The following is a 13364-nucleotide window of genomic DNA, read 5'->3' on the forward strand; positions in this document are numbered from 1 at the left end:
GATTGAACGGTCAATATCTATTAAACTCCATTTCATGTCAATATATAGATAATAACCGTCGATACATTTTCGAATTTTATGTCACCGAAATAGTCCATGCGCAGTTTAACGAAGGTTTTCTCTGTAGAGTAAGCTGTGCAATTTGATATTTATAAAGATTCCGGGCTCTTTAACCAATCCGCATTCAGTTTTTCCGTGGATCCTAAATAGTCGACCATCCATTCAATCAGCTTGTGGCTTGAATCTCGTTTCCACACCAAGCAGCATTGACTAGGTTGTTGTGGACGAGGGATTTCCTTTCTAACCAGGTCTGCTTCTTTCACCAGAGGGGCGGCAATATGGCGAGGAAGATAACCGACTCCGACGCCACTTTTAATCAATTCAATAGCACTAAACCAATTGGGTAATAATAACCGACGCTGCGCCTTATAATTTCCAAAATGCCGTTTGGGTAAATTAATGGATGTGTCATCAAGGCATATGAATGGATAGTCGGCTAATTGATCCTCTGATATGTGTTCTATGTGAGCTAAAGGGTGTGTTGCTGACAAAACAAAATCCCATTCGACAGCCCCCATATCTTTCACGCTAAAGTCACCATTTACGGGGATGGACGATGTGGCTCCAATTACGATGTCTGTACGCCCTTGAGAAATGGCATCCCATGAACCGTTGAATACCTCCATGTTAATTTGCAATTCAGATTGTGTAAATGTGTTGTAGAACACCTCTATCATCGGTTTTAGTTGATCCAATTTTACTACGTTGTCTACGGTTACTCTCAACCGAGATTGCCAGCCCAATGCCGCTCTTTGTGTTTGGGTTTTAACGTCCTCCATATGCATTAATAGCTGTTCAGCTTCAGCGACTAAAATTTTTCCTGCCGACGTGAGCTCTACTTTTCTAGGTAACCGCCTAAAAAGTACAACATCCAATTCCTGTTCCATTTGACGAATGTTGTAGCTAATGGCAGACGGAACTTTGTGAAGCAAACTTGCCGCTGCCGTAAAACTCTCTAAGCGTGCAACCGTAACCAGTGTTTCTAACGAGGATTTGGAAAACATATATTGCCTTCAAAAATTTTGATTCATAACCACAAAAAATGTCGCTTAATTTGCGATTTACTTAGGTATACCATCATCGCTTCTTTATTTACGAACATTACTTAGAAATAAGTGTAATCAAATTATTTAGTCGAGAACAGCATGAACGTATCAAAATTACAAATTTTTTATTTATCAGCACTGTCTATGTTGGGCTTTGTCGCCACTGACATGTATCTACCTGCATTTGATTCAATGCAAACCTTTTTTGCTACTGGTCCCCAGCAAGTCGCACTTTCACTGACTGTTTTTTTAACGGGTATGGGTATTGGCCAATTAGGGTGGGGTGTGTTATCTGAAAAGTATGGCTATCGCAAATCATTAGTCGCAGGTCTTTTCATTTTTTCAGTCGCCTCATTTGGTCTTATCTACAGTACTCAAGTTTGGCATCTGCTGACGTTTCGCTTCATCCAGGCAATCGGTGTCTGTGCGCCTGCCGTTATATGGCAAGCGATGGTCATCAGCCGTTATCCTGAAAAGGTTAGCCAACAGCTATTTGCTACCATCATGCCTCTTGTCGCATTATCTCCTGCGTTAGCCCCGCAATTGGGTGTGCTGTTGCTCGGTATATTTGATTGGCAAAGTATTTTTCTGTCACTGACGGCTTTTGGACTCATACTCATGGTGGTGACATTGCGACAACCGCAATCCGAGATATTGATAAAGAAAACAAGTACTTTGGAGGATATTAAATTATTAGTTAAGTCGAAAGAATACATGGGTAACATCACTATATTTGCATTTGCATCGGCGGCATTTTTTGCCTATTTGACTGGCATGCCAGTGATCATGAGCCAGATGGGGTACACCCCGAACGACATTGGTATGAGTTTCCTTCCTCAAACGGCCGCATTTATTATCGGAGGATATTTAGGTAAAAAATGGACTCAAAAACTGGGTGCAGAACGTGTTCTTAAGTCACTACTTATTTTCTTTTCTGTCTCAGTCGTACTTTTATTTGTTAGCTCTCAGTGGACCTTAACGTCTATTTGGCCAATATTGATTCCGTTTTGTCTTATTGCCATGGTAAACGGTGCCTTGTATCCAATTGTTGTCAATAAAGCATTGGTTAACGCAAAACATAGTCCTGCCACGGCAGCTGGCTTTCAAAATAGCTTTCAAATTGCAGTGAGTAGTGTGTCCAGTGGCGTGGTAGCAACATTTGCTTTGAATGCTCAGTCGGTAACAGGGGTGGTTATTTTGTTTTGTACAGTAGGATTATGGGTGGGGTATATCGTGTCTAATAGAAAACTAGCTGCGCAGTTTACCATTCCTGATAATGCAAGAGTGGGCCCAGGGAAAGAAAGTCACTGGTAGGGTATAGGATGTCGAAAATATCGGAGGCGACACTCGTCACCGATATTTTCAATAAGAGAACGTTAATTATTTTTTAGGTGTAACTCAGTCACCGTAGATATCAAAGGTAAAGTACTTGCTTGCAATTTTGTCGTAGGTGCCGTTATTCCGAATGGCAACAATGGCCTGATTGAATTTTTCAGCGAGTTCAGTATCTTGTTGTCTAAGCGCTAGCGCAGTACCTTCTCCGATATAAGCTTTGTCTGTTACAGCTTCACCTTTGAATTCAAAACCATCGCCTTGCTTTGTGTCTAAGAACGCAAGGGCAAGTTGGTCTGAGTTACCGAAAGTGGCATCTAAGCGTTGATTCGCCATATCGATATAAACTTCATCTTGACCTGTATAACGTTTAATTTTTGCTACATCTCCAAACTTATCGGTGACGTATCGATCGTGGATTGTACCCTGTTGTACACCAATCACCTTTCCATCCAATCCGGCTTTATCAATAGTAAAGCGGCTTGATGTTTGGGCGACAAATCGAGCGGGTGTTTGGTAATATTTATTGGTGAAGAGTATTTTCTTCTTGCGCTCTTCTGTGATTCTCATCGATGCCATGATGACGTCTGATTTTCGGGAGAGCAGGCTAGGGATCAATGCATCCCATCCTTGTGATACCCATACACAGTCTAGTTTTGCCTGCGCACATAATGCGTCAGCAATTTCTATGTCAAAGCCAACGGGTTCACCGTCACTATTTTTGTAGTTAAATGGAGGGTAAGTAAAGTCCGACGCGAGACGAACTTCCTTCGCGACGACAGAAGTGCTCATCAGGGCCGCGACGCAGGCGATAACTGATAGTAGTTTATTCATTGTTGTTTCCTTCCTTGAATCAGTATTCGGTTGAGTTTTTCATTACATGAGTATATTGCGTAAGAAGCTTGGCGACCTCACGCATGGTTTCTTTACAACCAATCGTGATTCTCACACAATTGGTTAAAGCAGGTTCGTGGCCTTGATTTCGAGTAACCACGCCATTGTTTAAGAGGTATCTAAATACGTCTACAGACGAGTCAGTTTTTATCAAAATAAAGTTAGTGTTTGACGGGTAAATCGATTCAATCCACTTGAGCGATTGAATCGCGGATACAAATTCATCACGGACAGCGATGATTTCTTTGAGACCAGAACGCATTGTTGCAAGGCCTTCCGACGATAATGCTTGCATCACAATATGTGATGAGGAGTCTGGCATCGGGTAAGGTGGAACCAGTTTCTTTAGATAATCCATAACGGTTTGTTCTGCAAGTATAAAACCACAACGCACAGCGGCTAAACCAAACGCCTTTGATAAGGTGCGGATAACAATTAGGTGCGGAAATCGGTCAATCAGCGGCGCAATATTATTGGTCATGTCAAAGTCAATATAGGCTTCATCAACGACCACCAAAGCACTCTCTTTGGTTTGTTCAAGTACCTGAATAATGGTTTCTTCTGGTATCAAATTTCCAGTTGGGTTATTTGGTGAGCAGAGAAAGACTACATTTACGTCATGAGCTTTTACTGCGATTTCGTTAACATTCAGCGAAAATGTAGGTGGCAATAAAGGGACGTCTAGGGTTTCGACAGAAAAGGAGTCCGCACAAAATTCATACATTGCGTAAGTTGGTGAGCAGATTAATATTTTGTCCTTTCCGGGCTGACAAAACGTTCTGATAATGAGATCGATAGCCTCGTCTGCGCCTCTCACGGCCAATGCTGGCGTCTTTGTCTGGCTGTAATCTTGATAGGCAGAGGCGATATCGAATGGCAAAAAGTCGGGATAGCGATGGTACTCGGCATTGGTATCTGGATACATTATGCCATGCTCAAGTTCGTTGGCATTTAACCACAACCGACCACTGCCACCTATTCTTCTAGCAGATTGATAAGGTATTAGTTTTTTTATGGCTTCTGGCACTAAGTTCTCTACTAACGCTGACATTAAATCCCTCTATATAATTATCTTGCTTAATTATTTGATTTTATATGCGTTGGTTTTGCTTTTTTATCCGAAATATAACCAGTACGCTGCATAAAATCTATTCAACCAAAAAACACTTGCAGAAGAAATCGAAATAAATGCATACTAGCCATGAATAAAAAACATGGCTAAGTAACATTTATGAAGAATAGATTGCCCTCAACGAAGAGCTTACAGGTATTTTTGATTACGGCTAAGCAGCTAAATTTGACCCGCGCGGCGGAGGTTCTGAATATTACCCAAGGTGCGGTGAGTCGGCAGATCCAAATGTTAGAGGATCTTCTTGGCGTTCAACTTTTTTATCGCAAAGCGCGTGGGCTTAAATTAACGGCGCAGGGAGAGAAATTTATCCCTCATGCAGAAGACGTGATTACTCGGTTGCGCAAGGCGGTTGTAGATATGTCCAGCCAATCAGAGACTATTAAGTTAAACGCACCGAGTTGTATTACTCCTTGGCTGCTACCCAAATTAATGAAATTTCAAGAGAAGTATCCTGAAATTAAAGTGGAACTCACCTCAACAGTTACCCATTTCGTAACACCGGATTTTGATGTGTTTGACGCCACTATTGTCTATGGTAAAGCGCCAAAGTCGTCGTTTATGGATGCGCATCTTTTATTTGAAGAGCAGCTGTCGCCTGTTTGTAACCCTAGATTACTAGACGCGATCAAATCACATGAAGATCAACAGGTAGGGGACAATATTGAACGCTTTACTTGGTTGCATGCTGATGCTGATCACACAGACTGGAAGGCATGGCTAAGTCATCGTGGCTATAAAGGTAAGGTGAGCAAGCAGAATCAAAATTTTCCTACGTTAGATCATGCTATGAATGCGGCATTACAAGGGTTTGGTATCGCGATAGGCGACATTAAGTTGGCAGAGCTAGATATTAAGGCAAAGCGTTTGGTACGGCCTTACAATGACGTGGTCCTTTCCGGTATGAGCTATTTTTTTGTCCACCCCAAGACCAGCCAACATTCACTGTTACCGAAACTGGTAGAGCAGCTTTTGTTTGAGTGATTTTGTATCCCCTTATTACTTTACTTTGACTGTAGCGCTACCTTTATAAGTGCGATACAGAAACTGGAACGGAATGAAGCATTATTGTTTGATGTTTTAGATACGTCGCAACATATCATCATGATTTCCAAGCCGCATCTGGACTCCATTCCGCCACCCACTTGGGTAAATCTTCCGCTGGCATAGGACGTGCGATACCATAGCCTTGAGCGAGGTCACAGCCCATAGATAGTAATTGGGTTCCATGGTCAATGGTCTCAACGCCTTCGGCTATCACCTGACGACTGAAAGCAGACGCTAAGCTGATGACACCCACTACGATAGCGCGATCATCAGGGTCGACCAGCATATCTCTAACAAAGCTTTGGTCGATTTTTAGCTGATCTACTGGCAAACGTTTTAGGTAGGTCAACGACGAAAATCCAGTACCGAAGTCATCAAGAGAGAAGCTTACACCAATATCGATACACGATTTCATTATGGTTAATACCTCTACTAGGTCTCCTAACGCGCTGGTTTCCAATATCTCAAGTTGTAAAGAGTTCGGGCTGATCATCGGGTGTTTTTTCAGTGCATCTGATAACTTACTGATGAAGTCTCGTTGCTGTAACTGGAAAGCATCTATATTGATACTGACGGGCATATTGAGCCCTGCAGATTGCCACTTGGTCATCTGAGTTAGTGCGGTATCGATAACCCATTCACCTATTTCCAAACTGATTGGGTGGTTATCAATAATAGGTAGAAAATCATTCGGGTAGACTAACCCTCGTTCTGGGTGCTGCCAGCGGATCAAGGCCTCTGCACCGAATATAGCTCCCGTTCTCATGTTAACTTTGGGCTGATAATGTAGCACGAATTCGTGTTGATCGAGCCCTCGCTTGATATGTTCGATAGTCTCTCGTTGTGTCTGTATAGATTTGTCTTTATGGATATCAAACAGGTGATAGCGATTCTTTCCTGTCTGTTTAGCAATGTACATTGCTTGATCAGCATGACGCATCAATTGGTCAGCGTCGACGCCATCCTGAGGGTACAATGTGACACCGATGCTGGTGGATACTTGCAACGTGTTTTTCTTGATCGTGATGGGGCTCATGGATGCTTGTAATAATCGCTCTAATACTCGCGTGCACTGACTCATTTCCTCTATGTCGACGAGAACGGCCACAAATTCGTCGCCACCGATACGAGCGAGTGTGTCGCCGTCGCGTAAGCATTTGTTCATTAGTGTAGAAAGTTCGATTAAAAGCTCATCACCTACGTCATGACCATAGGTATCATTCACCGTTTTAAAGCCGTCTAAATCAAGATACGCAACCGCCAGAGATTGCCCCCGTCGTTCACTTTGGGCCATTGCATGGTGCAAGCGGTCCGCCAACAATATGCGGTTAGGCAGGTTCGTGAGGGTATCGTAATGCGCGATATGTTCGAGCTGCTGTTGGTGGTTCTTCATTGGGGTAATATCTGAGAATAGAGCGACGTAGCTTTGTGTTTGACCTTTGGTATCGGTTACAGCACTGATAGTGACTAATTCGGCAAATAACTCTCCGTTTTTACGCTCGTTCCAGATCTCTCCAGACCATTGCTTTTTATTGAGTAGTGATGTCCACATCTCAGTGTAGAATGCTTGGTCATGACGACCGGAATGGAGAATACGAGGATTCTCGCCTATCGCTTCCTCGCGAGAATAACCGGTAATATGAGTGAAGGTATCGTTTACATCAATAATGGTGCCCGAGGCGTCAGTGATAATAATCCCTTCACGTGCATGCGTGAAGACACTGGCGGCAAGCCTTAACTGCTCTTCCGTTTTTTTGCGTTCGCTGATATCGAGAAACTCAATAACCCTTGCATTCCGCTCTTTATAGACAATATTTTTGCCTTTGATCGCTAGTGGATATCGAGACCCATCACGACGCATACCAATAACCTCATAGCTTTGGGTATAGTCGATTCGCATTTTGTCAAAGACGGTTTCTATGCATTCTGGTGCGATCAGCTCAAGGCCGTTCATGTTGATAAGCTCCTTGTAACTGAAGCCAGTCATGTCAGATAAACCGGTATTGCACTCCAGTATTTGACCTTCATCATGAATGATAACCCCGCCATTTGTCGCACTACTCAGCGCCTTGAACCGTTCTTCGCTCTCTTGAATTGTCTTCTTTGCGTGGGCAATACGCTGATTAAATCGATGGAGATAAAAGTTAAAGGAGCTAGTGCCTAGTACGATGGCTAGTGCGACGGCGAGCACTGGAAATACCCAGTCAGGTAATCGACTAGGATTAGTATCGTAGATGAAGCCATCAAGGTTTTCGTCATTGGCTATTAACCCGGCTGTCACAAAAACATTGGCCATATGTTGCCAACGTTCAGGGTTCATATGGCCGATTTGAATTAGGTTAGGAATAATCAACTTACGCATTTCTTCGGCTTCAAAACGGAGATGATCCCTTGTTTTCTGCACCTTATATTTTGTTAATAGAAGTTCGATTATTTCTTCTGGGTTATCCATCGCATAACGCCAACCTTTTAGTGTTGCTCTGGTCATCGCTTCAACCCTTTTCGGGTTGTTACGTAATTCGTGTTCAGACGTAAAGAAAATATCGCTATAAAAATCAACGCTATATGATACTGGGTCGATAATATTGTATTCGATATTACGTTGTTTCAGAAAATACGGTTCGTTAGTGGTATATGAGTTGAAGGCATCTACTTTGCCAGATATAAGGTCTTCAAGTTGATAGCTACTATGTATCGCATTGATTTGTGAAACGGAAATACCTTCGTTGACCAGCATGGTTAAAAAGTCTGCATCTTCGTTCTTATTGGCAAGCATGACCTTTTTACCGATGAGATCGTGTACAGAGCGGATGCCTGAACTTTTTAATGTAAGTAGCACGGAAGGGGAATGCTGGAATATAGATGCAAGGGCGATGAGCGGCCTGCCTTGTAAGCGCTGATAAAGGATTTCGCTGTTCCCTTCCGCGTATTGTGCCCGACCTGACAATACTTCAGCTACAGGTTGACGTTTTGGATCACCGTTACGAATTTGAACGTCGATCCCTTCGTCTTTATAAAAGCCTTTTTCTAATGCAGCATAGTAGCCAGCGAACTGGAACTGATGATGCCAACGCAGTTGTATATAAACAACGTTGGGATCCGACGGGTTTGATACAGGTGATTCTGATGCAGAGTTTTTCGATATAGCGAATTGCGATGCCAATGACGGTGAAACCCAAGAGGTTAGAACCAAAATTAGGCACAGAAAGATAGCTCCGCTTAAGGAGGTCCATTTTTTTTCTAAAGCAATCGTATCCAACTATTGCACCTTTTATTCTATTTGTTATCCAGCGAATGAGAAGGGAGGCTTGTTGTCCACTCTATCAAGGTACTGTAATTATTAGTATAGGAACAATAAAATAGATTTTGCACAGGTATATGCTCGAACTGCTAACTTGAACAGAACCTTTGTTGTGATTGATTCATTAGCGAGCGGAAGGTTGAAGAGATCGTTGTGTATTTTTCATGTATTTTAGATGTAAAAAAGCCAGCACTGATTTGCTGGCTATATGAATCTGGTTATTTGTCGTTGCTTAAAGTAATTTCATCTCTTGGATAATATCTGAAGCAATCTCTGGTTTCGTGCTCGTTGGTTTCTCGTGAAGGTCCGATTTTAATTGCCCTTTACGGCTACTTAGACCTGTCTCTAGTTTTTTCAATGTTGCCGCAATTGCAGGATACATGATAGCGTTAGTCGACTTTGCTGAAACCCTTACACCCTCATAATTGGTAAAAATTTCCACATCGTATTGTCCATGCTCTTTGGTAATGATGATGTCGCTGCTGATGAGTTGTGGAAAGTGAGCGGATACCTTCTCAAATTTACTTTCAATTTCTTTACGTGAGTCGTCATTAATTGAAACGTGATGTGTTTGAACATTTACTTTCATATAATTATACCTTTTCAATCACTGTGTCACTTAAACTTAGCAAACGCAGCGCAGTTTGACCACGTGTATATTTGTATATATGTGATTGAGTACAGTGTTATGAAAGTGAATTGAGCAGGATCTAACCTTTCATCTAAGAACCACAAGGTTGTGATGGACATTTATTTCAGACGAAACTCGTAAATTATATTCGAGAGCGGCCATAAATCATCTGGTCAGAAGTTTCTAATGAAGAGGACAAAGTGGTGAGGGCATTTAGCTCACCACTTTATAAGTTCGTATTACGAATATGGGTCTATTCTGCGAAGGTTAACAGGTATTGTTTTACAGCATCGGAGGCGAATGAGCGTTCTACGCTTATTCTATAGATTTCAAAATAGTCTTCACGACGTAGTTTAAATTCTTCCATAACTTTACGAACCTCTTCCGTCATTGTGGTATTGGAGACGGTACGGTTATCGGTGTTTATGGTAACGAGCAAGCCATCTTTATAAAAAGCGTCTAACGGGTGGTTGCTAAGCTTATCGACTGCTTTGGTTTGGATGTTGCTACTGGGGCATGTTTCCAGTACTACCGCGTCGCTTTTAACCAATTTATAGGCACTTTCGTGAGCATTAATACCAATACCGTGACCGATGCGTTCAGCATTTAACAGTGAGACGGCATCGTGTACATTTTGACCGTCACCTTGCTCACCCGCATGAATCGTAATTCGATACCCTTTGTCTTCGGCATACTTTGCATAAGGCACGAACTCATGACTGAATCCTGGTACTTCGCTACCCGCTATGTCGAATGCTATGACGCCGTTATGCAGGTACTTTTCGCCGGCATCAATAACCTCATTAACTCTATCTTTAGGCATATGTCTTAATACTGAAAGAATGAAATTGCCTTTGATATCGTACTGTTCTTCAGCCTTTTTCATGCCTTTAATTGCATTGCGTAATACTTGATCAAGGTTAAGACCATTTTCAAGGTGTAATAATGGTCCAAAACGAACTTCTAAGTACTTTACGTTCTCTTTTGCCGCGTCTTCAAAGACTTCGAAAGCGATACGTTCGATGCCATATTCGGTTTGCATGACAGAAAGCGGAAGTTCGAATCGCATCAAATACTCGTCAAGGTTTTGACAGGTTTCAGGTGCAATCATCATTGAGCGAATTACATTGATGTCGTTACTTGGCAAGCTTAGGTCTTGTTGGTTAGCGAGATCAATAATAGTTTGTGGACGGACGCTTCCGTCAAGGTGACAGTGAAGATCGATTTTTGGCAGGTTAAAATAGTTCATGAGCCTCTACCTTTATTGGTGGCAAATAAAGTTACAGACTTCATAATCAAGAGTTATTGGCCCTTGGTAGAAACTCCCAAACCATATCATTGGGATTATACGAAGTAATTTTCCGCAGGAGTTTATCATTCTACACTTCGCTCTGCAATTAGGGCTTTTTACTCTAATAGTTTAATCGGTAAAATTGATTGCTGATGTAAATTAAGCTTCAAATATTGTCGTACTTTAATGATATTGAATTTGGCGATAAGGTACTCGTTTTCCTGAGTACACTTAGTTATTTAGAAGACGCTCTATTTTTCTTTGACAGCTAAGTGCTGCTTTGATAGTTTGAAAGGCTATGAATAAAACTATAATCACGACTGTTTCTTCACATCTTATTAATTGGTGGCGCTCTTTTTAGAGCGGCGTCGAATCATTGTGTTCACTAGCCGCCGAAAGGTAGCTGGGGGACAAAAACGATAACCATTTCTCCCTCTTATTATCTTCGGTGGCACATAAACTGGAGATAAAAAATGACAACATTAACGAAAAAGACAATCTTAACAGGTGATAGAGCGACAGGCGCTTTGCACCTAGGGCATTACGTCGGTTCTCTTAAGCCTCGAGTCGTATTACAACATAATCACAATCAAACTATCTTGGTCGCCGATATGCAAGGCCTAACGGATAATGCGTTTGATCCTCAAAAAGTGTCGGGCAATATTTTGAATGTGGTCGCTGATTATTTGGCTGTGGGTATTGAGCCAGCTAAAACAACTATTTGTCTACAGTCTAAGATCCCAGCGTTAGCAGAGCTTACGATGTTTTATAGTAATCTCGTGTCTGTGGCGCGATTAGAACGAAACCCTACCGTAAAAAATGAGATCCAATCTAAAAGCTTCGGTCGGTCTATCCCTACAGGTTTCTTTACCTATCCAATATCTCAAGCGGCAGATATCACTGCGTTTCGAGCTGATACCGTTCCCGTCGGTGATGACCAACTCCCCATGCTTGAGCTGACTAACGAGATTGTTAGAAAGGTCAATCGTCTCGCGGACAGGCCGATCCTTACCGAGTGCGAACCATTGCTTAGCCATATGCCAAGGTTACCAAGTGCCGATGGCAAAAATAAAATGTCCAAATCAATGGGAAACACGATCTCATTAGGTTCTACGCCTAAAGAGATAAGTGTTGCGGTAAAGTCGATGTATACAGACCCGAATCATGTGAGGATTGAGGATTCTGGCCAGATAGAAGGAAACGTGGTGTTTACCTATTTGGACGCTTTCTGTGAAGACCAGGGATATGTGCAAAGCTTAAAAGAACAATATCGACGGGGTGGGCTTGGTGATGGTACAACGAAAAAAGTTCTTGAAGAATGTCTTCAAGAACTATTATTGCCTATTCGACAGAGGCGTGAGGCATTCTTAACAGATAGGCAAGAATTGGCTAACATATTACGCGCAGGGACAGATGTTGCTAATGCACAAGCCAACGAAGTCCTCAGCGATGTAAAAGATATTTATGGTCTGAACATATTCTGAAACAAAGCGAAATCGCGGGCTTATTACTTGTTGCTGAGGGAACATACTAACCCCGCTTTTAATTGGTGTTATGGCATAACCCAAAACAGACCTAATTGTATTTTGTTAACCACTTCATAATACGAGCTCTATCGCGTTGCTCGTAACTATAGATCGCGGCTAATAGGGTGAAATTGAAATCTATTTCGTTGTCATTACCTATTGCGTAACAACCAATGGTATACGCGTTAAACGTTTAGCCTTTTCTGCAAAACCAACAATGTTTCTCGTTCGGTTATTAACTGACCACGAATCACCGCCTGTCGAATTACATTTAATTTGCCCGAGTAGAGAACAGGTCACGCCCGCTGTTATAGCCTTCAGGGAATTACTTCGAGAGAAAATCGCGTCAGTGATATCTGCTTTAAAAAAAGGTTTTTTAAAGCAAGATTCGGTCAAATCAGCGACTGGTTATGGGTTGAACTTCTTGGTATGTGACCGGTTTTATATCCATAGGTCCGGATAAAACGGATGCCGCACTGTCTCGTTTTTTTTCTTGCGATTGAAAATGCCCCTAAACGGAAGTAATAATGGCACATTGTTATTAGACGTATCTCTTTTACCAGAGGCTGACATTGTGCCGTAATCCGTAACGTATAAATGTGTCTCCAGTACGGCGACCATGAAGAATACGACTATTATGATCAGCAAGACCTTACTTCAAATTGTTTGTTTTACAACGGGCGTCATCTTGCTCTCTGCGTCTTTTTCTACTTACGCATTAAGCTATATCAAGTCGGCGGCCAAAGCCTATCATTACAACACCAGTCAATTTCAGACGAATTTGTATAAAGCAAGGAGTGTGGAATCGATGTGTCGAGTGAAAGTGAGTTCAACGTTGCTTGATAAAGGGTATTTGCGCCCGAACGTTCATAACAATATGCACAGTGGAGAGGTCACCTTACTCAATGATTACTTGCAAAAATCCAATGGTTTACAAGACGAATGCAATGTGAAAAATGGATACGACTCTTATATGCAAGAACATAAGTATTACTTAGATGAATCGCGAAAGTTTAAAAGTCGATTCGGTAAACTGACGGCGAAAATTCTGTAATTTGCGGCTGAGTAAGATCTCATCGCTCTGCTGTACTACAACAAAGTGATGAG

General features: G+C 42.0%; 10 protein-coding genes and 1 riboswitch. Of the genes, 4 read left to right on the plus strand and 6 right to left on the minus strand.

Annotation, left to right across the window (positions count from 1 at the left end; all coding sequences use genetic code 11):
- Positions 1-149 precede the first annotated feature (149 nt).
- Entirely contained in the window at positions 150-1064 is a 915-nt protein-coding gene (gene punR, locus IUZ65_RS20725) for a DNA-binding transcriptional activator PunR (RefSeq protein WP_195705916.1), read from the minus strand.
- Between the two features lie 141 nt (positions 1065-1205).
- On the opposite strand from punR, the gene punC reads away from it, so the two are divergent.
- Complete coding sequence (gene punC, locus IUZ65_RS20730; protein WP_195705917.1) at positions 1206-2420, plus strand: purine nucleoside transporter PunC; 1215 nt, start codon at positions 1206-1208, stop codon at positions 2418-2420.
- Between the two features lie 84 nt (positions 2421-2504).
- Here the strand turns inward: punC and IUZ65_RS20735 are convergent, their stop codons facing one another.
- Positions 2505-3272 carry an ABC transporter substrate-binding protein gene (locus tag IUZ65_RS20735; RefSeq protein WP_195705918.1) on the minus strand — a complete coding sequence of 256 codons (768 nt, stop codon included), beginning with the start codon at positions 3270-3272 and terminating at the stop codon, positions 2505-2507.
- A 19-nt stretch (positions 3273-3291) separates the two neighbouring features.
- Complete coding sequence (gene hisC / locus IUZ65_RS20740; protein ID WP_195705919.1) at positions 3292-4383, minus strand: histidinol-phosphate transaminase; 1092 nt, start codon at positions 4381-4383, stop codon at positions 3292-3294.
- Positions 4384-4563: 180 nt separating this feature from the next.
- Between hisC and IUZ65_RS20745 the strand changes: the two genes are divergently transcribed.
- A complete protein-coding gene (locus IUZ65_RS20745) occupies positions 4564-5445 on the plus strand; it encodes a LysR family transcriptional regulator (protein WP_195705920.1) in 882 nt (293 codons plus the stop codon).
- Between the two features lie 118 nt (positions 5446-5563).
- Here the strand turns inward: IUZ65_RS20745 and IUZ65_RS20750 are convergent, their stop codons facing one another.
- From IUZ65_RS20750 to add, 3 genes are all read right to left on the minus strand, one after another.
- Positions 5564-8767 carry an EAL domain-containing protein gene (locus tag IUZ65_RS20750; protein WP_195705921.1) on the minus strand — a complete coding sequence of 1068 codons (3204 nt, stop codon included), beginning with the start codon at positions 8765-8767 and terminating at the stop codon, positions 5564-5566.
- Positions 8768-9041: 274 nt separating this feature from the next.
- Positions 9042-9398: a ribosome hibernation-promoting factor, HPF/YfiA family gene (gene hpf / locus IUZ65_RS20755; protein WP_195705922.1), complete on the minus strand. Its 357-nt coding sequence runs from the start codon at positions 9396-9398 to the stop codon at positions 9042-9044.
- A 295-nt stretch (positions 9399-9693) separates the two neighbouring features.
- Positions 9694-10689: an adenosine deaminase gene (gene add, locus IUZ65_RS20760; protein WP_195705923.1), complete on the minus strand. Its 996-nt coding sequence runs from the start codon at positions 10687-10689 to the stop codon at positions 9694-9696.
- A gap of 23 nt (positions 10690-10712) precedes the next feature.
- Positions 10713-10812: riboswitch (purine riboswitch) on the minus strand.
- A 392-nt stretch (positions 10813-11204) separates the two neighbouring features.
- Between add and trpS the strand changes: the two genes are divergently transcribed.
- Together trpS and IUZ65_RS20770 are read left to right on the plus strand one after the other, a co-directional pair.
- A complete protein-coding gene (gene trpS / locus IUZ65_RS20765) occupies positions 11205-12215 on the plus strand; it encodes a tryptophan--tRNA ligase (RefSeq protein ID WP_195705924.1) in 1011 nt (336 codons plus the stop codon).
- 661 nt (positions 12216-12876) lie between these two features.
- A complete protein-coding gene (locus IUZ65_RS20770) occupies positions 12877-13311 on the plus strand; it encodes a hypothetical protein (protein ID WP_195705925.1) in 435 nt (144 codons plus the stop codon).
- Positions 13312-13364 lie beyond the last annotated feature (53 nt).

This window comes from Vibrio sp. VB16, assembly GCF_015594925.2.
In the GTDB taxonomy this organism is placed as follows: Bacteria; Pseudomonadota; Gammaproteobacteria; order Enterobacterales; family Vibrionaceae; genus Vibrio.

Coding starts and splice junctions, on each gene's coding strand:
- IUZ65_RS20770 (WP_195705925.1), top strand. CDS start 12,877: ATGAAGAATACGACTATTATGATCAGCAAGACCTTACTTCAAATTGTT.
- add (WP_195705923.1), bottom strand. CDS start 10,689: ATGAACTATTTTAACCTGCCAAAAATCGATCTTCACTGTCACCTTGAC.
- punC (WP_195705917.1), top strand. CDS start 1,206: ATGAACGTATCAAAATTACAAATTTTTTATTTATCAGCACTGTCTATG.
- hisC (WP_195705919.1), bottom strand. CDS start 4,383: ATGTCAGCGTTAGTAGAGAACTTAGTGCCAGAAGCCATAAAAAAACTA.
- IUZ65_RS20745 (WP_195705920.1), top strand. CDS start 4,564: ATGAAGAATAGATTGCCCTCAACGAAGAGCTTACAGGTATTTTTGATT.
- hpf (WP_195705922.1), bottom strand. CDS start 9,398: ATGAAAGTAAATGTTCAAACACATCACGTTTCAATTAATGACGACTCA.
- IUZ65_RS20735 (WP_195705918.1), bottom strand. CDS start 3,272: ATGAATAAACTACTATCAGTTATCGCCTGCGTCGCGGCCCTGATGAGC.
- punR (WP_195705916.1), bottom strand. CDS start 1,064: ATGTTTTCCAAATCCTCGTTAGAAACACTGGTTACGGTTGCACGCTTA.
- trpS (WP_195705924.1), top strand. CDS start 11,205: ATGACAACATTAACGAAAAAGACAATCTTAACAGGTGATAGAGCGACA.